This is a genomic window from Curtobacterium sp. NPDC087080 (genome assembly GCF_044745105.1).
Lineage (GTDB): Bacteria > Actinomycetota > Actinomycetes > Actinomycetales > Microbacteriaceae > Curtobacterium.
Genome location: NZ_JBIUZP010000003.1, coordinates 262,575 through 284,693, shown reverse-complemented (window position 1 = coordinate 284,693; position 22,119 = coordinate 262,575). Strand labels below are relative to the sequence as shown.

Sequence of the window (22,119 nt, the reverse complement as noted above, 5' to 3'; positions counted from 1 at the left end):
ACTCGGGTCGGGGGCCGAACGCGCTGCCGGGACGCAACGAGGGCCGGTCGCCTTCTGAGCGACCGGCCCTCTCCCTTGCACCAAGAGTGTCCTGCAATCACATTCCGCAGACGGTGCCACAGCAAACACTGCCTGCACCAACGACTGTATAACGGCGAGGTAACGGCGCGCCAGCCTGTCCGGGGCTCGTTCGCTGCGAGTTCACCGAGCGTCGCCGGAGTGGATCAGAAGAGGTCGGGGGACGGCGTCGAGGCGTAGCGCACCGCCACGTCGGCGTGCCGGTCGAAGCGGTAGCCGACACCGCGCACCGTCCGCACGATCTCCTCGAACGCGCCGAGCTTCGAGCGCAGCCGTCGCACGTGCACGTCGATGGTGCGCTCGTTCGGGGTCTCGTCCTCGTCGTCGGACCACAGGCCCTCGATGATCGCGGCACGGTCGACGGTCTGGCCCTCGCGCAGCACGAGGAACTGCAGGAGCTCGAACTCCTTGTACGTCAGGGGAGCAGCCTCGCCGTCGAGCGTCACGCGCTTCCGGGAGATGTCGATGACGACGCCGGTCTCCTCGGGCTCGGGCTTCTCGGCCTGCTTGCGGGCGGCCACCGCCGAGCGGTCCTGCAGCGCGAGCCGGACGACGTCGACGTCACGGCCACCGGAGCCCTCGGCGGCGACGGCGACGGCGGCGTAGGTCTCGGACGACGGCACGAGCTGTGCGGTGAGGGCCTTCAGCTGCTCGACCACGGCCGCGAGGGTCGTGCCGGCGGCGGCGGCGGCGGCCTCGTCGATGCCGACGTAGAGCGCGAAGCCGCGTGCCTCGGTGCCCTCCGGCAGTGCTCGGTTCCGCTGCGGTGCGACGACCGGGCTGGTCGGGATCCCGCTCGGGACCGGCGGTGCGACGGGCGTGCGACGCGGACGGATCGGCGTGACCGTGCCGAGGTCGGTGGGCACCGTGGTGGCGGGGCGGAGGGCGGTTCGGGGCTGGGGGATCGTGAGCGACATGGCGGTTCTCCGGGCGGGGCTGCGGTGCGGTGCACCGTGCGGTGTCGAGTGCGTCGGTCCGGGTACGGCTGATCGCCGTGTCGCCCAGCGGTCCTGCGGTGGACCGGGGCCTCCCGGGAGGTACGGGTGACGGGCGGTCCGACGGAGCCTGCTGCCGCGGCGTCGTCGGGGGCTGTCACCCGGGGATCACACGCGCGCGACCGGGGTGGTGTCGCGGGGGATCCGGCTGGAACGGGTACCGATCAGGCACACATTCGACAACGCATGACCGCCGACGCCGGCAGCATGATGCCGGCGTTCTCCTGGGCCTCGGAGAGGACTCGGGAGGACACGGTTGCAGTCATGGGACGAGTATCGGCGGTATACCAAGGCGCTGTCAACCGTCCGCGCGGACGGTGACGGGAGTGGACAGGAGGTCCTCCGGCGGGACCGGCTGCCGGACGGGAGGCGCGCTGCGGGCCCGCCACGCGCCTCCCGTCCGTCGGCACGTGGACCGGGCGCGGTGCGCGGGACGCCGCGATGCGCGGGACGCCGCGGATGCGAGACGCCGGCGTGCGCGCCGGACGCCGCAACTCGGGCGAGACGCCGTCGCAATCTGCGGCGTCTCGTCGGGTCGGCGGCGTCTCGCGACGACGCCGCTGTCTCGACGGCGACGTCGCGGACACGAGACGCCCCCGTCGACACGGCCGGAGCCGTGTCGACGGGGGCGTCGTGTCGACTGGAGCGTGGGGAGAGCGGGTGCTACTCGGCCAGGCCGTAGAGGCGGTCGCCGGCGTCGCCGAGGCCCGGGACGATGTAGCCGTTCTCGTCGAGCTTCTCGTCGAGCGCGCCGAGCACGATGCTGACGTTGCGGTCGCCGACGGCCTGCTCGACGGCGGCCAGGCCCTCGGGTGCACCGAGGATGCAGACGCACGTGACCTCTTCCGCACCGCGGTCGAACAGGAAGTCGATCGCGGCGGCCAGCGTGCCACCGGTCGCGAGCATCGGGTCGAGCACGAAGCACTGCCGGCCGGACAGGTCGTCGGGCAGGCGCTCCGCGTAGGTCTGCGGCTCGAGCGTGTCCTCGTTGCGGGCCATGCCGAGGAAGCCGACCTCGGCGGTGGGGACGAGCTTGACCATGCCCTCGAGCATGCCGAGCCCGGCGCGCAGGATCGGCACGACGAGCGGACGGGGCTTCGCGATGGCGACACCCATCGTGTGCGCCACGGGCGTGTCGATCGGCGTGGCCGTGACCCGGACGTTCCGCGTGGCCTCGTACGCGAGGAGCGTGACGAGCTCCTCGGTCAGCGCGCGGAAGGTCGGGGAGGGTGTGGTCCGGTCGCGGAGCACCGAGAGCTTGTGGGTGATGAGCGGGTGGTCGGCGACGTGGACTCGCATGGTGTCGAGCGTACCGTGCCGATGGGGCAGGATCGACGCGTGGAGCACCCAGCCGGACGACCGTTCACCGCGGCGATGGACCGCGCACTCGACGAAGCGCGTGCCTGTCTGTCGACGGGGGACGTGCCGGTCGGGGCCGTCGTCCTCGACGCAGCGGGCGAGGTCGTCGCGGTCGGCCGGAACGAGCGCGAGGCCCGGCAGGACCCCACGGCGCATGCCGAGGTGCTCGCGCTGCGGGCGGCGGCCGAGGTGACGGGGGACTGGCACCTGGCCGGGCACACCCTGGTCGTCACGCTCGAGCCGTGCCCGATGTGCGCGGGAGCCGCACTCGCCGCACGGGTGCCGCGGATCGTGTTCGGGGCCTGGGACCCGAAGGCCGGGGCGAGCGGCAGCGTCTACGACATCGCGCGGGACCGGCGGTTGCCGCACCGTGCCGAGGTCGTCGCGGGCGTGCGTGAGCAGGCCTGCGCCGACCTGCTCGACGTGTTCTTCCGCGAGCGCCGCTGACGCGGCTGCGCTGATGCGCCGGTGCTGACGCGGCGGTGCCGACGCGGCTGCGCTGAGGCGGCCGCGCTGACACGGCACCGCTGACGAGCCGGCGCTCAGTCGGCGGCGCGGATGACGATCGCCTCGGTGGGCGGCCGCGGTCCGGTCCGGAGGACGTCCGGCTCGACGTAGATGACCCGCGCGATCGGGACCGCGTCGCGGATGCGCTGCTCGACCGTGTCGATGCCGGCGGCGACGTCGCCGAGGCGTCGGTCGCCGTCGACCGCGACCTTCATGCCGACCATGAGCTCGTCCGGCCCGAGGTACAGCGTCTTGAGGTGCACGATCGACTCGACCTCGGGCCCGTCGAGCACGGCGGCCCGGATCCGCTCGACGTCGGCGACGCTCGCGCCCTCGCCGACGAGCAGGCTCTTCGTCTCGATGCCGAGCACGACCGCGACCGCGATGAGCAGCAGGGCGATGAGGATGGTGCCGATCGCGTCGAACACCCCGTTGCCGGTGACCACGGTGAGCCCGACGCCGAACAGCGCGAACACGAGACCGGTCAGTGCCGCGGTGTCCTCGAGCATGACGACGGGGAGCTCCGGCGCCTTCGCCCGGCGCACGAACTGCACCCACGACTGCGAGCCCTTGTGCGGACGGGCCTCCCGCAGGGCGGTGCGGAGCGAGAAGCCCTCGAGCCCGATCGCGACGACGAGCACGGCGACGGGGAGCCACCAGTTCGCGATCGGGTGCGGGTCGGCGAGCTTCTCGATGCCCTCGTACAGCGAGAACACGCCGCCGATGGTGAAGAGGATGATCGAGACGACGAACGCGTACACGTACCGCTCGCGGCCGTGGCCGAACGGGTGCTCCTGGTCGGCTGCGCGGCGGGCGCGGCGTCCGCCGAGCAGGAGCAGGAGCTGGTTCGCCGAGTCGGCGAGGGAGTGCACGCCCTCCGCGAGCATGGCGGCCGACCCGCTGATCGCGGCCGCGACGAACTTCACGATCGCGATGCCGACGTTGGCGGCCAGCGCGGCGACGATCGCCCTCGTACCTCCCGAAGCGCTCACGGACGTCCCTTCTCCCTGCGGTGCACCGGGCCCGCACCCCGGGCGGCCCCTGACGGACCGATCCTAGGCGCGGGCGCTGGGTAGGGTCGGGACCATGACGATCGAACTGCCCCGTACCGCCATGCTCGGCGTCGGCTCCATGTCCGGCAGCGTCCTCGAGGGCCTGCTCGCCGCGGGACTCGACCCGACGACCGTCACCCTCACGACGCGGTCCGAGGAGTCGGCGGCGGCGTGGCGCGAGCGTGGCCTGGACGCGACGGCGACGGAGACCGACCCGGACGCGAACCGCGCGGCGGTCCGCGGCGTCGGACTGGTCGTGCTCGGGGTGAAGCCGTACCTGGTCGGCGAGGTCCTCGACGAGGTCGCCGCGTCCCTGCACCCCGGTGCGGTGGTCGTGAGCGTCGCCGTCGGCACCACGCTCGCGTCGATGGAGGCCCGGGTGCCCGCCGGGGTCCGTGTCGTCCGGGCGCTGCCGAACACCCCGATCGGCGTCGGCCACGGGGTCACCGGTGTCAGCGCGGGGACCACGGCGGACGCCGGTGCGGTCGCCCTGGCGTCGAGCGTCTTCGCCGCGTCCGGGCAGGTCATCGAGGTCCCCGAGTCGCAGCTCGACGCCCTGTCCGCCGTCTCCGGATCGGGACCCGCGTACGTCTTCCTGCTCGTCGAGCAGTGGCAGCAGGCGGCCGAGGAGCTCGGCTTCACGGCCGAGCAGGCCGCGACGATGGTGCAGGGGACGGTGCGGGGTGCCGTCGAGCTGCTCGCCGCGTCCGGCCGCGAGCCCGCGGACCTGCGCCGTGCGGTCACCAGCCCGAAGGGCACCACCGAGCGCGCCGTCGCCGTCCTGCAGGACGCCGACCTGGCCGGGACGTTCACGCGTGCGTCGCACGCCGCGATCGCGCGGGCCGAGGAGATCGCCGCGTCCTGACCGCGGGAGCCGCACCCGGCCGTCCGACGTGACCGGGAGCCGGACGGGAGGCCCGTGGCGGCGGCGCCACGGGCCTCCCGTCCGCCGCCGGTTCGCTACTCGAGCGCGGCGAACCGCTCCAGGTCCGTCTCGGTCCCCGAGACGATGATCACGTCGTCCTCGCCGATGACGCTGTCCGGCGTCGCCGGCACGAACGCCCTGCCCGGCGACTTGATGCCGAGGACGGTCAGGCCGTGCCGGGTGCGGATCACGGTGGTGGCGAGGTCCTTGCCGCGGACCGCCCGCGGCGGGAACATCTTGACCACGGCGAAGTCGTCGTCGAACTCGATGAAGTCGAGCATCCGGCCGGAGACCAGGTGCGCCGTGCGCTCGCCGGCCTCGCGCTCCGGGTAGACGACGTGGTTGGCGCCGATGCGGGACAGGATCGTGCCGTGCGAGCGGCTGACGGCCTTCGCCCAGATCTGCGGGATGCCGAGGTCGACCAGGTTCGACGTGATGAGCACGCTCGACTCGAGGTGCGAGCCCACGGCGACCACGGCGATCGCGAAGTCCTGCGCGCCGATCTGTCGCAGGGCGTCGATGTCGGTGGCGTCGGCCTGCACGGCGTGCGTGACCCGGTCCGACCACTTCTGCACGAGCGAGGCGTCCGTGTCGACGACGAGCACCTCGCGGTGCTGCCGCTCGAGCTGGCCTGCGGTGGCCGCACCGAAGCGGCCGAGACCGAGGACGAGCACGGGCGCGTCGTGGCTCACGGCACCGGTGACGGGGTGGGGTGCACGGCGCTCGGTGCGTGCGACGCGGCGGTCAGCCAACGATCGGCCTCTCCTCGGGACGGCGGAACAGCTGCCGGCTCTGGCTGGCGGCCAGGGCGGCGGCGATGGTCACTGTACCGACCCGACCCAGGAACATCGTGGCGGCGAGCACGTACTTGCCCGCCTCGGGGAGCTCGGCGGAGATCCCGGAGCTCAGGCCGCACGTGGCGAACGCCGAGATCACCTCGAAGAGCACCCGGTCGAGCGAGTCGCCGGTGATCTGCAGCAGGACGACCGTCATGACGGCGACGATCGTCGCTCCCCACAGCACGACGGCGACCGCGACGCGCAGCACGTCGCTCGGGATGCGGCGGCCGAACGCCTCCATGCTCCGACGGCCGCGGGCCTCGGCGACGGCGGCCAGGAACAGCACGGCGAGCGTCGTCACCTTGATGCCGCCGGCCGTCGACGCCGATCCGCCGCCGATGAACATGAGCATGTCGGTGACGAGCAGGCTCGCACCGTGCATCTGCTGGACGTCGATGGTCGCGAAGCCGCCGGAGCGGGTCATCGTCGAGAAGAAGAGTGCCTGGAACGCCGTGTGTCCCGCCCCGGCGTCGCCGAGCGTCCGGGGGTTCGAAGCCTCGAGCGCGGTGTAGACGACGGCGCCGAGCACGAGCAGCACGGCGCTCGTGGTCAGGGTCAGCTTGACGTGGATCGGCCACCGGCGCGGCGTGCGGAACTGCTTCGTCACAGCGCGGATCACCGGGAAGCCGATCGAACCGGCGACGACCGCGACCATGAGCAGGGAGAGGAACCAGTAGTCGTTGGCGAAGGGGGCGAGTCCGTCGGCGTTCGGCGAGAAGCCGGTGTTGGTGAACGCCATGGCCGAGTAGTAGAAGGCGTCGCCGACCGCCGTCCAGAACGGGTACCCCGCGGCGAGGACCGACGGCAGGATCAGCACGCCGATGGCGACCTCGATGGTCAGGGTGCTGACGGCGACCGTGAGGAGCAGCGTGCCGACCTCGCCGAGGCGCACTGCCTGGCCCTCCGGGACCGCGCCGGAGTGCGTGCGGAGCGGGTTCGAGTCGCCCGCCGCGATGAGCTTCGCGCGCAGACCGAGCCGCCGCGTCACCACGAGCCCGAGGATCGAGGCGAAGGTGAGCACGCCGACCGCGCCGATCTGCGTGCCGACGACGATGAGCACCTTGCCGAACACCGACCAGTGCGTGGCCATGTCGACGGTGGAGAGCCCGGTGACGCAGACGACCGACGCGGCGGTGAACAGGGCGTCCGCGAAGCGCGTGGGGGAGCGGTCCGCCGACGCCCACGGGGTCGTGAACAGGGTCGTGAAGATGAGGATCAGCGCCACGAAGACGAGGATCGCGAGCCGCGACGGGGATGCCCGGAGGACGTCGAGCACGCTGTTCCACCGCCGCCGCACGTCGCTCACCGGCGCGTGCCGGTCGAGCGGCTCGGTGCGGTCGAGCATCGGGCGCCTCCGGAGCCGTGGGGCAGGTCAGCGGACATGGTACATGCGCGGCCGTCCGACTAGCCTTGCCCCATGGCCGACATCTTCACCGTCGTGGCGGACCCCACCCGGCGCGAGCTGCTCGGGGCACTGCTGACGGCCTACGGGTCGGACGCCACCGGTGGCGAGCTCAGCGTCGGTCAGCTCGTCGAGAAGATCGGCGTGAGCCAGCCCACCGTCTCGAAGCACCTCCGCGTCCTGCGTGACCACGGACTGGTGACGAGCCGCGAGGAGGGGCAGCACCGCTTCTACCGGCTCGATCCGGAACCCCTGGTGCGGCTCGAGGACTGGGTGGTGCCGTTCACCGGCGCGGTGGACGCCGACGGGACCCCGGCCACGACGGCGTGGACGCTCGACGGACAGCCGGTGTCGGTGCGGCGCACCGGGACGGCGGGCCGGTCGACGGTCGAGGTCGGCACCGAGCTCGGCCGCGTCATGGCCGAGGCGTCCCACCGGGCGACGGCCGCGTTCACGGGCGCGCAGCAGGGGTGGGAGCGGGTCGTCGACCGCGGTCGGAAGCGCTTCAGGAACCGCAGCGAGGACGACTGAGCGCTCGGTCGAGTGCCGACCCAGGGCACGCTCGAGCGCCGGCGTCGCGCGAGGTCGAACGTCCGCTCGGAGTCTCCTGGACACGCGGTCCCACGCGCCCCTACACTCACCCTTGACCACACAGGTCACACCGACCCCGCGCGATCCGCGGGTACCCGAAGGCGGACCATGACCGGCAGTTTCGACGACGTGCGCTTCCTCACCGTCGCTGAGGTGGCCGAGATGATGCGCGTCTCGAAGATGACCGTGTACCGCATGGTGCACGCGGGGGAGCTCCCCGCGATCCGGTTCGGCCGGTCCTTCCGCGTCCCGGAGTCGGCCGTCGCCGAACTCCTGCGCGGCGGCATCGCCGACGTCGGCTGAGGCCGTCCCGGCCCGCGCTCGTTCGACAGGACCGCTGCGCTCCGCTAGACTCGGCCGGGTTGATTTTCCGCGGTCTCTTCGGGCCCGGTGTCCACACATCAGCATCGTTCCGAGCGAGGTCCACTATGGGTTCTGTCATCAAGAAGCGTCGCAAGCGCATGGCGAAGAAGAAGCACCGCAAGCTCCTTCGCAAGACGCGTCACCAGCGTCGCAACAAGAAGTAAGTCCAGTACTTGCACCCGAAGCCCCGGTCCGCCGGGGCTTTCGTGTTCCCGGGAGCCGTGTCGGCTCGGTCTAGGGTGGGGGCATGCCCGCCGTGACGTTCCTGACGAAGCCCGGCTGCCACCTCTGCGACGACGCCCGCCCGGTCGTCGAGCAGGTCGTGGCGGCCCATCCCGGTACCACGCTCGAGGAGCGGTCGATCCTCGACGACGACACGCTGCGCGAGGAGTACGCCGAGGACATCCCCGTCGTGCTCGTCGACGGCCGGGTCCACAGCAACTGGCACGTCGACGCCGACCGGCTGCACGGTGCCCTCGAGAAGGCAGAGCAGACCGAGGTCAGCGCATGATCCACCACGTCGTCTCCTTCACCGTCCGCGAGGACCTCGACCGCACCGCGACGATCGACCACGTCCGCGGTCTCCTGACCGGGCTGGTCGGGACCATCGGGTCCATCCGGTCGCTCGAGGTCGTCGAGAACGTGGCGTACCCGGGGAAGAACGAGGACTTCGCGGTCGTGGCGACCTTCGACGACCTCGCCGGTCTCGACGAGTACCAGTTCCACCCGGACCACCAGGCGGCGGCCGCGGAGATCCGCGAGCTCGTCACGGGGCGGGCGGCCATCGACTGGGAGCGCTGAGCCGCGCCTCCCGGCCTGCACGCGACGACGGCCACCCTCCTGTCGGAGGGTGGCCGTCGTCGTCGGTCGTGACTACGGGGTCAGGCGCGTCGGCCCGCGGAACAGGTAGGTGACCTCGCGGATGGACGGCTCGTGCAACGCGAGCATGAGCACGCGGGCCAGGCCCATGCCGAAGCCGCCGTGCGGCGGGACGCCGTAGCGGAAGAAGTCGAGGTACCAGCCGAGCTCCTCGGGGTCGAGGCCCTTCTCGACGGCCTGTGCCTCGAGCACGTCGACGCGGTGCTCGCGCTGGGCGCCGGTCGAGATCTCGGCGCCGTTGAACAACAGGTCGTAGCTGTTCGTGAGCGTCGGGTCGTCGGCGTGACGCATGTGGTAGTAGGGGCGGATCGACGCGTCGTAGTCGGTGACGAACACGAACTCCGAGCCGTGCGTCTCCTTCGCCCAGGCGCTCACGCGGCGCTCACCCTCGGGGTCCAGGTCGCCGTCGGCGCGGACCACCTCGTAGCCGCTGTCGGCGACGATCTTCCGGGCCTCGGCCAGGGTGACGCGGGGGAACGGGGCGGTCGGCACGACGAACTCGAAGCCGAAGACCTCCTCGATCTCCTTGCCGTACTTCTCCGCGACGGCGGTGAAGCCGGCGACGAGGAGCTCCTCGTGCATCGCCATGACGTCGGCGTGCGACTCGACCCATGAGATCTCGGCGTCGACGCTGGTGAACTCGGTGGCGTGGCGGCTCGTGAAGGACGGGTCCGCACGGAAGGCGTCGGCGATCTCGAACACTGCGCCGAACCCGGCGGGCTGGGCCATCTGCTTGAAGTTCTGCGGCGACTGCGCCAGGTAGGCGGTGGTCTCGAAGTACTCGAGCTGGAAGAGCTCGGCGCGCGACTCGGACGCCGACGCCATCAGCTTCGGGGTGTGGATCTCGATGTAGTCTCGCTCGACCCAGTAGGTGCGGAACGCGTGCTCCAGCGTGGTCTGGATGCGGAAGATCAGGTTCTGCTTGCGGTTGCGCAGGTCGAGGAAGCGCCAGTCGAGCCGCTTGTCGAGCGACGAGTCGTCCGCGATGGGCGTCTCCGGCTTCGCGGCGCTGACGACCTCGAGCGAGCCCACCTTGACCTCGAGCCCGCCGAGCTTCACGCGTTCGTCGTGCTTCAGGGTGCCGCGGACGTGCACGAAGGTGCCGTGCGCCAGCCCGGAGATCTCGTTCGTGATGGCGAGTCGGGCCTGGGCGTCGTCGTCGCCGTCCTCGGCCTCGCGCGTGGCGGGGTTCACCAGCTGCGCGGCGCCGGTCTCGTCACGGAGGACGACGAACTGGACCTTCTTCTGGTCGCGGACGGTCTCCACCCAGCCGGCGACGGCAACGGGGCCGTCGGGGAGGGCGGCGAGGTCGGCGATGCGGGTGCGTTCGATCACGGTCGTCGAGTCTACGGCCTCCTCCACAGGAGGGGTCGCGGTCCGTTCTCTCCACAGCTCCGGCCGGGAGGCGCGGCTCGGCCCCGGCGCTTCCGTACCGTCGTCCGCGTGGTCGGGTCGCGAGTCGAGAGGGGTCCCGGATGACGGCAGCGGGAGTGGGGCTCGCGGCCTGGCCGCCCGTCGCGGTGGCGGCGGTGGTCGCGGCTGCGGTCGGGTCGGTGCTGACCTTGGTCGGCGCGGCGGTGGGCGGCGTCTGGGCGCTGGTGCGGTGGCGGCGGGACGTGGCTCGCGAGGAACGCGACCGCGCGTGGGCGCGGTTCGTGTGGACGGTGGAGCAGGCGTGCGACCCGGACACCGGGCGAGCGGAGATCGGCAGCATCGGCGCCAACGCGATGTACGACATGCAGAACCTGCACGGCGACGACGCCGTGTTCGGGACGCTGGTGCTCGGACTCATCACGGGAAGGGACGGACATGGCGGCTGAGGATCCGGTGCTCGCCTTGATCAGACAGCGGCAGGAGGAGTGGCGGCAGCGAGTGCGTCGGCGGTACCGGTGGCGCCCGTGGAAGGCTCGCCGCCTCATCTGGGAGCACGACGAGTTGCTCCGCCGACAGGACGAGTGGCGGGCCGCACGGCGCGAGCGGGCGCGGCTCATCGAGTCCGGTGAGCTGCAGGTCGACCGGTGACCGAGCGGTGTCTTCGGCTTGCCGGGTGTGGCCCGGGACTCAGGGGAGCGTGGCGCGCAGCATGCTGAGCGTGCCGATGAACTCCTCGGCCATCCCGGCCCGTTCGACGAGCTTCGCGTGCCGGGCGCGGGCGTCCTCGAGCGACGCGTCGAGCCGGGCGGCGAGTGCCGGCTGGTCCTCGGGTGCGGCATCAGCCAGGGCGTCGACGACCCGCAGCAGCTCGGCCATCTCGTCGAGCGTGAAGCCGAGCGGCTTCATCCGCCGGATGACGAGCAGTCGCTCGAGGTCTTGCGCGGTGTACACGCGGAAGCCTCCCGTGGTCCGGCCGCTCGGCACGAGGAGGCCGACCTCGTCGTAGTGCCGGATCGTGCGCAGCGACATCCCCGCACGCTCGGCGAGCTCGCCGATGTGCATGGTGTCCAGTGCCGCCTGATCGTCGGGCGCCTGGTCGTCGGGCTTGCTTGCGGGAGAGCTCACGGTCGTCATGGTGGCAGACCTCCTTCCGTCGTCGCTCAGTGCCGCGTGCAACCCTACCCTCACGTCAGGGTAGGGTTGCCGGTGATGTCCCTCGCACCCCACGCCCCTGCGGCGCCCAGTGTCCTCAGCGCGCTCCGATCGCCCCGTCTGCTCACCCGTGAGGTCCTGGCCGGTGTGGTCACCGCCCTCGCCCTGATCCCCGAGGCGATCTCCTTCTCGGTCGTGGCGGGCGTCGACCCCGCGGTCGGGCTCTTCTCGAGCGTCGTGATCGCGGTGGTCATCTCGATCGTCGGCGGTCGACCCGCGATGATCTCGGCCGCCGCGGGCTCGGTCGCGCTCGTGATCGCGCCGCTCGTGCGGGACCACGGCATCGCCTACCTCGTCCCCGCGGTGGTGCTCGGAGGTGTGTTCCAGCTGGTGCTCGGGTTCCTCGGCGTGGCCCGGCTGATGCGCTTCATCCCGCGCAGCGTCAACGTGGCCTTCGTCAACGCGCTCGCGATCCTCATCTTCACCGCGCAGCTGCCGAACCTGTTCGGCGACGACGTACCGCTCGTGGTGTGGCCGTTGACGGCGCTCGGTGTCGGCATCATCGTCGCCTTCCCCTTCCTGACCAAGGCCGTCCCGGCACCGCTCATCGCCGTCGTCGTGATCACGGCGATCACGATCGTGTTCGGTGTCGCGGTCCCGACGGTCGGCGACGAGGGGGCCCTGCCCACCGCCCTGCCGGGCTTCGGCGGCATCACGGTCCCGCTGTCGCTCGAGACCCTGCAGATCATCGCGCCGTACGCGTTCGGCGTCGCGATCGTCGGGCTCATCGAGACGCTCCTGACCGCGCAGCTCGTCGACTCGCTGACCGAGACCCGCTCGAGCGCCTGGCGTGAGTCGTGGGGTCAGGGCATCGCCAACATCGCCTCAGCGTTCTTCGGCGGGACGGGCGGCTGCGCGATGATCGGGCAGACGGTCATCAACGTGAAGACCGCGGGCGCCAGGACCCGGGTCTCGACCTTCGCCGCGGGGGCGTCGGTGCTCGTGCTGACCATCGTCCTGCACGACCTCGTCGCGCAGATCCCGATGGCGGCGCTCACCGCGGTGATGCTCATGGTCTGCGTCGCGACCTTCGACTGGCACAGCATCCGACCGCGCACGCTCGGACGGATGCCGCTCGGCGAGACGACGGTCATGGTCATCACCGTCGTCGTGGTCGTCGCCACCGACAACCTCGCCACGGGCGTCCTGGTGGGTGTGGTGGCCGCGGCCCTCGTGTTCGCCCGACGAGCCGCGCACGTCGTCTCCGTGGTCCGCGAGCCGGTCGACGAGCGCACCGTGCGCTACCGCGTGCAGGGGGCCCTGTTCTTCGCCTCCTCGAACGACCTCGTCACGCGGTTCTCCTACGCCGAGGACCCGGAGCGGGTGATCGTCGACATGTCGGCCGCACACGTGTTCGACGCGAGCACGGTCGCGGCACTCGACGGGGTGGAGCAGCGGTACGCCCGGCACGGGTCGACCGTCGAGGTGGTGAACCTCAACACGGGATCGGTGGCGCTGCACGGCCGGCTGACCGGTCGACTGGGCTGACCGGTCGGGGCTGACCGGTTGGGGCTGACCGGGTGGGGCGGACCGGGTGGAGCCGGCCGGGCGGGGCTGAGCGGTCGCACATCCGGTGAATCCGCTGTGGGGCGGGTGATGACGGTGGAGCGACCTAGACTGGAACCCATGCCCGCGACACGGATCCACCTCGTCCGGCACGGCGAGGTCCACAACCCGGGGCGAGTGCTCTACGGTCGGCTGCCCGGCTTCGGGCTCAGCGAACTCGGCGCCCGGATGGCCGCCGCGTCGGCGACCGCCTGGCACGACGCCGGGGTGGACGTCCGACGGATCGTCGCGTCGCCGCTGCAGCGCACGCAGGAGTCCGCGGCGCCGTGGTCTGCCGCGTACGGGCTCGAGGTCTCGCTCGACGAACGACTGATCGAGCCCACGAACCGCTACGAGGGTCAGCGCCCCGGCTTCACGAAGCGTTCCATCGGGCGTCCTGCCGAGTGGCCGTGGATCGCGAACCCGTTCCGGCCGAGCTGGGGCGAGGCGTACGAGTCCATCGCGAACCGCATGCTGGCCGCCGTCACGTCCGCGTGGGAGAGCGTCGACGGCGGCGACGTCGTCCTCGTCAGCCACCAGCTGCCCATCTGGACCGTGCACCGCAAGCTCGCGGGGGAGCCCCTGTGGCACGACCCGCGCAAGCGTCGGTGCGACCTGTCCAGCATCACGACCCTCGAGCGTGTGCCCGCCACCTCGTCCGGTCGCTTCACCGAGGTCGGGTACGCGGACCCCGCGCAGTCCCTGCGTGCGTCCGCGGTCGACGAAGGAGCAGTCTGATGTCCGCACGCAGCCGGATCGTCGCCGTCGCGGCATCGGCGGTGATCGCAGCCCTGGCGCTCGCCGGGTGCTCGTCGTCGAACGACGACCTGTCCCGCCAGTACGGCAGCGGCACCACACAGAACTACATCTCGGGGACCGGAGCGGTGACCGAGGTCGCGACGGACCAGCGCAGCGCCCCGGTCGACTTCACGACGAAGGACACGGACGGCGGCACCGTCTCGGCGAAGGAGCTCCGCGGCAAGGTCGTCGTCCTCAACTTCTGGTACGCGGGCTGCCCGCCGTGCCGTGCCGAGGCGAAGTACCTCAACCAGGTGCACGACCAGTACGCCGACGACGACGTGGTCTTCGTGGGCGTCAACGTCCGTGACGAAGAGGGGACCGCGGCGGCGTTCGAGCGCACCTTCGGCGTCGACTACCCGACCGTGCTCGACGCCCGCGACGGCGCCGTGCAGCTCGCCCTGTCCGGGCAGATCGCGCCGAACGCCGTGCCCGCGACGATCGTCCTCGACAAGCAGGGCCGCGTCGCCGCCCGCGTCCTCGGTGCGATCGACGGCAAGAGCATCCTGCAGACCCTGGTCGGCGACGAGCTCGACGGCAAGGCGTCCTGACCCGTGCCCGGCAACCCCTTCGCCGACGCGATCCTGAGCGGCCAGATGCTGGTGGCGCTGCCCGTCGCCGCCCTGGCCGGACTCGTGTCCTTCCTGTCCCCGTGCGTGCTCCCGCTCGTGCCGGGGTACCTGGGGTACGTCGGCGGGATCGCCGAGGGCGGGCAGCGTCGGGGTCGCGTCGTCCTCGGCGTCGTGCTCTTCGTGCTCGGCTTCACGGCGGTGTTCGTCGCGTACACGACGGTCTTCGGTGCCCTCGGCTTCTGGCTCGTCCGCTGGCGTGACCTCATCACGCAGGTGCTCGGTGTCGTCGTGATCGTGATGGGCCTGGTGTTCATCGGACGCTTCACCTTCCTGCAGCGCACGATCAAGCCGTCGTGGACGCCCGCGACCGGTCTCGTCGGGGCACCGCTGCTCGGCATCGTGTTCGGGCTCGGCTGGACCCCGTGCCTCGGGCCGACGCTCGCCGCCATCAACCTGCTCAGCGTGCAGTCCGGCAGTGCGTGGCAGGGCATGTGGCTCGGCGTCGCGTACTGCCTCGGGCTCGGCATCCCGTTCGTCCTCGTCGCGCTCGGCGCAGGCTGGGCGACCGGAGCGATCCGTGCCGTCAAGCGCCACATGCGCACCGTCAACATCATCGGAGGAGCGATCCTGATCGTCATCGGTCTGCTCATGGTCACCGGCATCTGGTCGGCCGTCATGTCGAGCCTCGGGGCGGTGATCCAGAGCTTTGTCCCCGCGGTCTGAGCACGACGCCACCCCCGAGCGACCCGGTACCGGACCCGCTCCGGTGGACGAAGCCTCCTCGGGCGTCGATCCGATGCGCCCGTCCGACCACGTCGACAGCGCCGCGCCGACGGCAGGCAGCGACGACGGCCCGGCGCAGCCGAAGCTCGGGTTCGTCGGCTACGTGCGCTTCTTCTGGCGCCAGCTCACGAGCATGCGCACCGCGCTCTTCCTGCTCATGCTCCTGGCGCTGGCCGCGATCCCGGGCTCGCTCGTGCCGCAGCGCACCGCCGACCCGAACGGCGTGGTGCAGTACAAGGCGGACCACCCGCAGCTCTTCCCGGTGCTCGACACCCTGCAGGTCTTCGACACCTACACCTCGGTGTGGTTCTCCGCGATCTACCTGCTGCTGTTCGTCTCGCTCATCGGGTGCATCGTCCCGCGGACGAAGCACCACTGGCAGGCGCTGCGGACCCGACCGCCGAAGACCCCGGTACGCCTCGGCCGACTGGCCGGCTACCGGTCCGTGCCGGTCGAGGCGGACGCGACCACGAGCCTCCCGTCCGTCGACGACGCCGTGACCCGCGCGGCGTCCCTGCTCAAGCGGTCCGGCTACCGGGTCGAGCGGTTCGGCGACTCGGTGAGCGCGGAGCGCGGCTACCTGCGGGAGACCGGCAACCTCGTCTTCCACGCGGCGCTGGTCGGTGTGCTCGTGGCGGTCGGCCTCGGTGGCGGGTTCAGCTACACCGGGCAGCGCCTGCTGGTCGAGGGACAGACGTTCTCGAACGTCCTCGGCTCGTACGACTCCTTCAACCCGGGCCGCTGGTTCCGGCAGACCGACCTGCAGGGCTACAACCTGACGCTCGACAAGTTCACGACGACGTACGAGGAGAAGAACCTCGACGCCCTCGGCCAGGCCCTCGACTACTCCGCGACGGTGACCAGTCGCGAGAAGGGCGAGGAGCCGAAGACCAGTCGCATCGGCGTGAACGACCCGCTCTCGGTCGGGGGGACGAACGTCTACCTGCTCGGGAACGGCTACGCGATGCAGGTGACGATCCGCGACGGCAAGGGGAACGTGGCGTTCCAGGACGTCGTGCCGTTCCTGCCCGAGGACGCGAACTACACGTCCACCGGTGTCATCAAGGTCCCCGACGCCTCGCCGTCGCAGCTCGGGCTCGTCGGGTTCTTCTACCCGACCGCGTCGAAGCTGTCGACCGGTGCGTTCGCCAGCGCCTACCCGGACGCGCAGAACCCGCTCCTGACGCTGCAGGTGTACCGCGGTGACCTCGGTCTCGACAGCGGCGTGCCGCAGAGCGTGTACTCGCTCGACACCAGCGGTCTCGAGCAGATCGCCGGACGGCAGTCGAAGACCGCCAGCATCGAGCTCAAGCCCGGCCAGACGAAGACCCTGCCGGACGGCACCGGCTCGATCACCTTCGACGGCGTGAAGCGGTACGTCTCGCTCGACGTGCACCACGACCCGTCGCAGCTGTTCGTCGCCGGCTTCGCGGTGCTCGCGGTGCTCGGGCTGCTCACCTCGCTGTTCGTGCCCCGCCGCCGCGTGTGGGTGAAGGCCGTCCCGCGTCGGGGAGCCGAGCACGGCGAGTACGACCTCGAGTACGCCGGCCTGGCGCGCGGCGAGGACCCCAACCTCGAGCGCGCCGTCGACGACGTCGCCAAGAGGCACCTGTCGGACCTCGGAGTTAGGATCCCTGCGTGAACCCGGACATGACGACCAACCTCGCGACCTACTCGGTCGTCCTGACGTACTCCGCGATGGCGGTCTACGTCATCGCGTTCATCTCGTTCGCGCTCGACATGGCGAAGCGGTCCGGTCAGGTGGCGTCGGCTGCTGGCGCGGCTCCGGCTGCGAAGGCCGAACGCACCGTCGCGACGGTGCAGGGCGGCACGGTCGTGCTCGAGAAGGTCGACACCGGCCGGAGCAGCTCCGGCGGCGGCGGCACCAAGTTCGAGCGCGTCGGCATGGCGATGACGATCCTCGCGCTCGTGCTGCACGTCGGTGCCACGGTCCTGCGCGGCATCGCGGCCGACCGTGTGCCGTGGGGCAACATGTTCGAGTTCTCGCTCACCGGGACGGCGCTGATCACGCTGATCTTCCTGCTCGTGCAGTTCTGGCAGAACCTGAAGTTCCTCGGTGTCTTCATCACCGGGCTGACGATCATCCTGCTCGGCATCGCGACCGTGAACTACTGGGTGCCCGTCGTCCCGCTGCAGCCCGCGCTGCAGTCGTACTGGCTCGTCCTCCACGTCTTCGTCGCGATCGCGGGCACGGGCTTCTTCGCCCTCGGCGCCGGGCTCGCCGTCGCGCAGCTCGTGCAGACCCACCGTCAGGGTCGCCCCGCGTCGAAGCAGCTCCGCTTCATGGAGACCCTGCCCGACGCCGACCGGCTCGAGGTCCTGACCTACCGCGTGCTGCTCGTCGGCTTCGTGCTGTGGACCTTCACGCTCATCGCCGGCGCGATCTGGGCCGAGCGCGCCTGGGGCCGGTACTGGGGGTGGGACACCAAGGAGGTCTGGACCTTCATCATCTGGGTCGTCTACGCCGGGTACATCCACGCCCGTGCGACCCGCGGATGGCGTGGTGCCCGGTCGTCGTGGCTGGCGCTCATCGGCTTCGCCGCGGTGATGTTCAACTTCTCCGTCGTGAACGTCTTCTTCAAGGGCCTGCACAGCTACTCGGGGCTGTGAGCCCCGCCGGGTGTCGCTGCGGCGAGCCCGGGACGGACGGGAGGCGCGGTGCCATCGGGCACCGCGCCTCCCGTCCGTCGTGCGCAGGCTCACCTGCCTCGCGCGAGCGGGCACGATCTGTCACGCTCGGCGGTCGAGGCCGACGAGTCCCGCCCGTCCGGCGGACGTGAGCGGCACGTCCTGCGCGCTCGTCGCCGCCCGGACACCGTGCTGCCGGTTGCTCCCTCGTCGTCGCCCGCGGCCGCGGCGTCTACGTTGCGGCGAGCAGGGTGTGGACCCGCTCGAGTCGCTCGAGCCACCACGACGTGCGCTCCGGTGACGCCGCGTTCCGCTCCAGCAGCTCCCGCGACACCTCCGCGCGACGCACCGGCACCCGACCGTCGACGGGCAGCAGGGGAGGTGCGGCGACGTCCGTCTCGAACATCGCGGCCGTCCCGAGTCCGGCCGCGTAGCCCGGGGTCATCGCCGCCGCCGCGAGGAACGCTCCGGTCCCGAGCCCGACCGAGGTGTCCAGCGCACTCGAGACCACGCACGGCAGACCGGCCTCGGCCACGATCGCGCGAGCAGCGGTGACCCCGCCGAGGGGCTGCGCCTTCACGACGAGCACGTCGGCCGCTCCGGCCCGGGCCACGGCGAGGGGATCCGAGGCCCGACGGACGCTCTCGTCGGCGGCCACGGCCGCGCCGAGCCCTGCGATCCGGCGCCGGAGCTCGGCGAGCTCCGGCACGGACCGGCACGGCTGCTCGGCGTACTGGAGTCCGTACGGTGCGAGTCGCTCGAGGGCGTCGACGGCCTGGTCGACGGACCAGAGCCCGTTCGCGTCGACCCGGACGGCCGCGTCCGGTCCCATGACGCGCCGGACCTCCGCGACCCGGGCGACGTCGTCCTCGATGCTCGTGCCGGGCTCGGCGACCTTGACCTTCGCGGTCGTGCAGCCCGGGTACCGCGCGAGGAGGTCGGCGACCGCGCCCGGCCCGACGGCGGGCACCGTCGCGTTCACCGGCACGGAGTCGGCTGCGGGCACGTGCTCGGTCCACCCGAAGTCGACGGCGCTCCGGAGCCACGCGGTGGCCTCGCCGTCGTCGTACTCGACGAAGGGCGAGAACTCCGTCCACCCGGCGGGTCCGCGGAGCACCAGGGCCTCGCGGACGGTGATGCCGCGGAAGCGGACGCGCATCGGGAGCGCGACGACGTGGGCATCTGAGAGGAGGTCGGCGAGGTCGGGGATCACACCGCCATCCTCGCGCACGGGGCGTGGCAGCGACCGGACCGGCGGTGCGGGCAGCTCCGGCGGCGCGACCGGACCGGCGGCGCGACGGGACCGGCGGCGCGGGGTCGGCCCGCGTCCAGCGCTCCCGCCGGTTCCTCGGAGCCGACCGCCAGGGCCGCGCACTAGCATGCACCGGTCGGCCCAGCGTCGACGGCGCCGCGGACCACCGTGGCACGTCCGTTTGGCGACCGAGGAGAGGGAGGGCCGGTGGCGTCGGATCCGCAGCAGCGCGCCGCAGCGCAACGTGCAGCCGCGCAGCGTGCAGCGGCCCAGCGTGCAGCCGTCCAGCGTGCAGCGGCCCAGCGTTCTCCTGCGCAGCGGGCAGGCGCGCAGCCGACCGCTGCACAGCGTGCGGCCGCCCCGGTGACGACCCGGCAGACCACCAGCGCCGCCGGCCGGACCACCGGGTCCCGGACCCCCGGCACCCGGTCCGACACGGGCGACTTCGAACGCCTCATGCAGCGGAACACGGTCGACCCCCGTGTGCTCGAACGGTCCGCCCGTCGGCGCCGGAACCCGATCGTCGGCAAGATCGCCCTCGGACTCGCCGTCGTCTCCGCAGCGGTCGACGCCAGCGCCTTCGCGGTCTTCATGGGCGGGGACACCACCTTCGCGTTCGGCATCTGCTTCGTGGTGGTCTTCCTCACCCTCATCGCGGCGGTGCTCGGCTTCATCGCCGCGGTCGGTTCGTTCGGTCGCTGGTACGGCGCGGTCGGGGTCGTGCTCGCGTTCTTCGCGAACCCGGTCATCCTCATCGTGCTGCTCGTCGTCCTCGCTCCCGAGGCCCTGGCCGGCACGTAGCGCTCGCGCCGGGGTCGCACCCCGGCGATACGGTGGAGACATGGCTGCTCCCGTCTCCGACCTGTTCGACCCCGACGTCTGGACCGCCGCTCCGGTCGCGGAGCACTTCACCGACATCACGTACCACAAGCACGTGTCGCAGGGCATCGTCCGCGTGGCCTTCGACCGGCCCGAGGTCCGCAACGCCTTCCGCCCGCGCACCGTCGACGAGCTCTACCGCGCCCTCGACGACGCCCGTCAGGACCCGCACGTCGGCGTCGTCCTGCTCACCGGCAACGGTCCGAGCCCGAAGGACGGCGGCTGGGCGTTCTGCTCCGGCGGCGACCAGCGCATCCGAGGCCGCAGCGGCTACCAGTACGTCGGCGACGAGGGCGCCCCGCCGGAGGGCGTCGACCCCGCCGCCGCCCAGGCGTCGATGGGACGGCTGCACATCCTCGAGGTCCAGCGACTCATCCGCATGATGCCGAAGGTCGTCATCGCCGTCGTGCCCGGGTGGGCGGCGGGCGGCGGCCACTCCCTGCACGCCGTCGCGGACCTCACGATCGCGAGCGCGGAGCACGGTCGGTTCAAGCAGACCGACGCCGACGTGGGCTCGTTCGACGGCGGCTACGGCAGCGCCTACTACGCCCGCCAGATCGGTCAGAAGCTCGCGCGCGAGGTCTTCTTCCTGGCCGAGGAGTACTCGGCGCAGCGCGCCTACGAGATGGGTGCGGTGAACAAGGTGGTCCGGCACGAGGACCTCGAGCGCGAGGCGATCCGCTGGGGCGAGACGATCCTCGGCAAGTCACCGACAGCGATCCGCATGCTCAAGTACGCCTTCAACGCGGTGGACGACGGCATGGTCGGCCAGCAGGTCTTCGCGGGCGAGGCGACGCGCCTCGCCTACGCCTCGGACGAGGCGGTCGAGGGTCGCGACGCGTTCCTCGAGAAGCGCAAGCCCGAGTGGACCTCGTTCCCGTGGCACTACTGACCCGCGGGTCCCGACGGTGAGCCGCCAGTTGGTCCCGGTCGGCGCCTCCGACCCGTCGGCGGTGCTGCGCGGCCTGGAGGCTGCGCTCGCCGGCGGTCCCGCACTGCTCCCCGTCGCCGAGGGCACCCCGTCCCTGCCGACACCGCCGCCGTCGCACGTCGCGCAGCGGGTCGCCCTGGTGGTCGAGACGAGCGGGTCCACCGGCACCGGCAAGCGCGTGGCGCTGTCCTCGGACGCCCTGCTCGCGGGCGCAGCGGCCGCCGATGCCGCACTCGGCGGGCCCGGTCGGTGGGTGCTGGCGCTCCCGACGCACTACATCGCCGGCCTCAACGTCCTGACGCGTTCGATCGCGACGGGCACGAGCCCGGTCGTGGTCCCGCCGGGGCACTTCGACGGCGGCGCGTTCGCCGATGCGGTCGACCGGCTCGACGTCGGCCCCGAGGCGCCGCGCCGCTACACGTCCCTGGTACCCGTGCAACTCGCCCGTGTGCTCGACGACCCCCGAGCCACCGCTGCCGCGACCCGCTTCGACGCCGTGCTCGTCGGCGGACAGTCCACCCCCGCGCCGCTCCGGCAGCGCGCCCTCGACGCCGGGATCCGGGTCGTCACGACCTACGGCGCGAGCGAGACGAGCGGCGGTTGCGTGTACGACGGCACGCCGTTCGGGACGGTCCGCGCGGAACTCGTCGACGGCGCCCTCGAGCTGGCCGGGCCGATGCTCGCCGAGGGGTACCTGGACGACCCGGCGCGCACGGCGGACACGTTCGTCGAGCGCGACGGACACCGCTGGTTCCGGACCGGCGACGCCGCGACGATCGGCGACGACGGTCGGCTCCGCGTGCTCGGCCGGCTCGACGACGTCATCGTCTCCGGCGGCGAGAAGGTCCCGCTCGGCGCGGTGGAGCGCCGGGTGCGCGAGCTGCCGGGCCAGGACGCCGCGGTCGTCACCCGGCGGGCCTCGGGGGAGTGGGGCGAGGTGCCCGTGGTCGTCACGGAGCGCCCGCTGGACCTCGACACGGTCCGCGCCCACGTCGCATCGACCCTCGGGCGCGCAGCCCGGCCCGCGGCGGTCCTGGTCGTCGACGCGGTGCCGATGCTCGCGTCCGGCAAGCCCGACCGGAGGGCCGTCCGGACGCTCGCCGACCCCGGGAGCGCACCGACCCCGTAGTCGTC

Annotated in this window: 26 protein-coding genes; 18 read left to right on the top strand and 8 right to left on the bottom strand. The window is 72.0% G+C overall.

From position 1 onward, the window contains the following. Nucleotides 1-224: 224 nt before the first annotated feature. The gene (locus ACIPEQ_RS09610) at nt 225-995 is read right to left on the bottom strand and encodes a winged helix-turn-helix domain-containing protein (RefSeq protein WP_126890915.1); all 771 of its coding nucleotides are present in this window, start codon (nt 993-995) and stop codon (nt 225-227) included. A 741-nt stretch (nt 996-1,736) separates the two neighbouring features. After that, entirely contained in the window at nt 1,737-2,372 is a 636-nt protein-coding gene (gene upp / locus ACIPEQ_RS09605) for a uracil phosphoribosyltransferase (RefSeq protein WP_058729799.1), read from the bottom strand. A gap of 75 nt (nt 2,373-2,447) precedes the next feature. Here upp and ACIPEQ_RS09600 point away from each other — a divergent pair, with 75 nt between their 5' ends. Then, the gene (locus ACIPEQ_RS09600) at nt 2,448-2,879 is read left to right on the top strand and encodes a nucleoside deaminase (RefSeq protein WP_402715252.1); all 432 of its coding nucleotides are present in this window, start codon (nt 2,448-2,450) and stop codon (nt 2,877-2,879) included. Between the two features lie 95 nt (nt 2,880-2,974). Here ACIPEQ_RS09600 and ACIPEQ_RS09595 read toward each other — a convergent pair whose 3' ends face one another. Continuing rightward, nucleotides 2,975-3,931, bottom strand: coding sequence for a cation diffusion facilitator family transporter (locus ACIPEQ_RS09595; protein WP_209824189.1), 957 nt, complete (start codon nt 3,929-3,931; stop codon nt 2,975-2,977). A 94-nt stretch (nt 3,932-4,025) separates the two neighbouring features. Between ACIPEQ_RS09595 and proC the strand changes: the two genes are divergently transcribed. Beyond that, nucleotides 4,026-4,856 carry a pyrroline-5-carboxylate reductase gene (gene proC, locus ACIPEQ_RS09590; protein WP_402714956.1) on the top strand — a complete coding sequence of 277 codons (831 nt, stop codon included), beginning with the start codon at nt 4,026-4,028 and terminating at the stop codon, nt 4,854-4,856. A gap of 95 nt (nt 4,857-4,951) precedes the next feature. Here the strand turns inward: proC and ACIPEQ_RS09585 are convergent, their stop codons facing one another. Continuing rightward, a complete protein-coding gene (locus ACIPEQ_RS09585; RefSeq protein ID WP_174234693.1) occupies nt 4,952-5,608 on the bottom strand; it encodes a TrkA family potassium uptake protein in 657 nt (218 codons plus the stop codon). Nucleotides 5,609-5,660: 52 nt separating this feature from the next. Beyond that, nucleotides 5,661-7,100 carry a TrkH family potassium uptake protein gene (locus ACIPEQ_RS09580; RefSeq protein ID WP_402714955.1) on the bottom strand — a complete coding sequence of 480 codons (1,440 nt, stop codon included), beginning with the start codon at nt 7,098-7,100 and terminating at the stop codon, nt 5,661-5,663. Nucleotides 7,101-7,172: 72 nt separating this feature from the next. Here ACIPEQ_RS09580 and ACIPEQ_RS09575 point away from each other — a divergent pair, with 72 nt between their 5' ends. The 5 genes from ACIPEQ_RS09575 (at nt 7,173) to ACIPEQ_RS09555 (ending at nt 8,912) form a co-directional block, all read left to right on the top strand. Then, a complete protein-coding gene (locus tag ACIPEQ_RS09575) occupies nt 7,173-7,688 on the top strand; it encodes an ArsR/SmtB family transcription factor (protein ID WP_402714954.1) in 516 nt (171 codons plus the stop codon). 168 nt (nt 7,689-7,856) lie between these two features. After that, complete coding sequence (locus ACIPEQ_RS09570) at nt 7,857-8,051, top strand: helix-turn-helix domain-containing protein (protein ID WP_058729786.1); 195 nt, start codon at nt 7,857-7,859, stop codon at nt 8,049-8,051. A gap of 125 nt (nt 8,052-8,176) precedes the next feature. Continuing rightward, nucleotides 8,177-8,275: a 30S ribosomal protein bS22 gene (locus ACIPEQ_RS09565; protein WP_003792170.1), complete on the top strand. Its 99-nt coding sequence runs from the start codon at nt 8,177-8,179 to the stop codon at nt 8,273-8,275. Nucleotides 8,276-8,358: 83 nt separating this feature from the next. Then, nucleotides 8,359-8,622 (top strand): glutaredoxin family protein, encoded by a 264-nt coding sequence (locus ACIPEQ_RS09560; RefSeq protein ID WP_402714953.1) that lies wholly within the window; start codon nt 8,359-8,361, stop codon nt 8,620-8,622. After that, the gene (locus ACIPEQ_RS09555) at nt 8,619-8,912 is read left to right on the top strand and encodes a Dabb family protein (RefSeq protein ID WP_402714952.1); all 294 of its coding nucleotides are present in this window, start codon (nt 8,619-8,621) and stop codon (nt 8,910-8,912) included. The genes ACIPEQ_RS09560 and ACIPEQ_RS09555 overlap by 4 nt, the downstream gene beginning before the upstream one ends. Before the next feature lie 72 nt (nt 8,913-8,984). Here ACIPEQ_RS09555 and aspS read toward each other — a convergent pair whose 3' ends face one another. After that, nucleotides 8,985-10,325: an aspartate--tRNA(Asn) ligase gene (gene aspS, locus ACIPEQ_RS09550; protein ID WP_126890923.1), complete on the bottom strand. Its 1,341-nt coding sequence runs from the start codon at nt 10,323-10,325 to the stop codon at nt 8,985-8,987. 140 nt (nt 10,326-10,465) lie between these two features. Here aspS and ACIPEQ_RS09545 point away from each other — a divergent pair, with 140 nt between their 5' ends. After that, nucleotides 10,466-10,810 (top strand): hypothetical protein, encoded by a 345-nt coding sequence (locus ACIPEQ_RS09545; RefSeq protein ID WP_402714951.1) that lies wholly within the window; start codon nt 10,466-10,468, stop codon nt 10,808-10,810. A gap of 16 nt (nt 10,811-10,826) precedes the next feature. Continuing rightward, the gene (locus ACIPEQ_RS09540; protein WP_402714950.1) at nt 10,827-11,012 is read left to right on the top strand and encodes a hypothetical protein; all 186 of its coding nucleotides are present in this window, start codon (nt 10,827-10,829) and stop codon (nt 11,010-11,012) included. Nucleotides 11,013-11,051: 39 nt separating this feature from the next. On the opposite strand, the gene ACIPEQ_RS09535 is transcribed toward ACIPEQ_RS09540, so the two are convergent. Continuing rightward, a complete protein-coding gene (locus tag ACIPEQ_RS09535) occupies nt 11,052-11,426 on the bottom strand; it encodes a MerR family transcriptional regulator (protein WP_402715251.1) in 375 nt (124 codons plus the stop codon). A 147-nt stretch (nt 11,427-11,573) separates the two neighbouring features. Between ACIPEQ_RS09535 and ACIPEQ_RS09530 the strand changes: the two genes are divergently transcribed. The 6 genes from ACIPEQ_RS09530 (at nt 11,574) to ccsB (ending at nt 17,905) form a co-directional block, all read left to right on the top strand. Next, nucleotides 11,574-13,064 carry a SulP family inorganic anion transporter gene (locus ACIPEQ_RS09530; protein WP_402714949.1) on the top strand — a complete coding sequence of 497 codons (1,491 nt, stop codon included), beginning with the start codon at nt 11,574-11,576 and terminating at the stop codon, nt 13,062-13,064. A gap of 138 nt (nt 13,065-13,202) precedes the next feature. Next, nucleotides 13,203-13,859, top strand: a complete 657-nt coding sequence (locus tag ACIPEQ_RS09525; RefSeq protein WP_126890926.1) for a histidine phosphatase family protein — start codon at nt 13,203-13,205, stop codon at nt 13,857-13,859. After that, nucleotides 13,859-14,470, top strand: coding sequence for a TlpA disulfide reductase family protein (locus ACIPEQ_RS09520; RefSeq protein ID WP_209678561.1), 612 nt, complete (start codon nt 13,859-13,861; stop codon nt 14,468-14,470). Before ACIPEQ_RS09525 ends, ACIPEQ_RS09520 begins: the two co-directional genes overlap by 1 nt. 45 nt (nt 14,471-14,515) lie before the next feature. Further along, nucleotides 14,516-15,214, top strand: a complete 699-nt coding sequence (locus ACIPEQ_RS09515; protein WP_402715250.1) for a cytochrome c biogenesis CcdA family protein — start codon at nt 14,516-14,518, stop codon at nt 15,212-15,214. Between the two features lie 73 nt (nt 15,215-15,287). Continuing rightward, nucleotides 15,288-16,916, top strand: coding sequence for a cytochrome c biogenesis protein ResB (locus ACIPEQ_RS09510; RefSeq protein ID WP_402715249.1), 1,629 nt, complete (start codon nt 15,288-15,290; stop codon nt 16,914-16,916). An 8-nt stretch (nt 16,917-16,924) separates the two neighbouring features. Further along, nucleotides 16,925-17,905, top strand: coding sequence for a c-type cytochrome biogenesis protein CcsB (gene ccsB, locus ACIPEQ_RS09505; RefSeq protein ID WP_402715248.1), 981 nt, complete (start codon nt 16,925-16,927; stop codon nt 17,903-17,905). 250 nt (nt 17,906-18,155) lie between these two features. Here ccsB and ACIPEQ_RS09500 read toward each other — a convergent pair whose 3' ends face one another. Next, nucleotides 18,156-19,136: an o-succinylbenzoate synthase gene (locus tag ACIPEQ_RS09500; RefSeq protein WP_402714948.1), complete on the bottom strand. Its 981-nt coding sequence runs from the start codon at nt 19,134-19,136 to the stop codon at nt 18,156-18,158. A gap of 246 nt (nt 19,137-19,382) precedes the next feature. On the opposite strand from ACIPEQ_RS09500, the gene ACIPEQ_RS09495 reads away from it, so the two are divergent. Genes ACIPEQ_RS09495 through ACIPEQ_RS09485 form a run of 3 tightly spaced genes read left to right on the top strand, consistent with a single transcriptional unit; the run spans nt 19,383 to nt 22,114 of the window. Continuing rightward, nucleotides 19,383-19,976 (top strand): hypothetical protein, encoded by a 594-nt coding sequence (locus ACIPEQ_RS09495; RefSeq protein ID WP_402714947.1) that lies wholly within the window; start codon nt 19,383-19,385, stop codon nt 19,974-19,976. Between the two features lie 40 nt (nt 19,977-20,016). Then, a complete protein-coding gene (locus tag ACIPEQ_RS09490) occupies nt 20,017-20,946 on the top strand; it encodes a 1,4-dihydroxy-2-naphthoyl-CoA synthase (RefSeq protein ID WP_250367388.1) in 930 nt (309 codons plus the stop codon). Between the two features lie 16 nt (nt 20,947-20,962). After that, nucleotides 20,963-22,114 carry an AMP-binding protein gene (locus ACIPEQ_RS09485; protein WP_402714946.1) on the top strand — a complete coding sequence of 384 codons (1,152 nt, stop codon included), beginning with the start codon at nt 20,963-20,965 and terminating at the stop codon, nt 22,112-22,114. Nucleotides 22,115-22,119 lie beyond the last annotated feature (5 nt).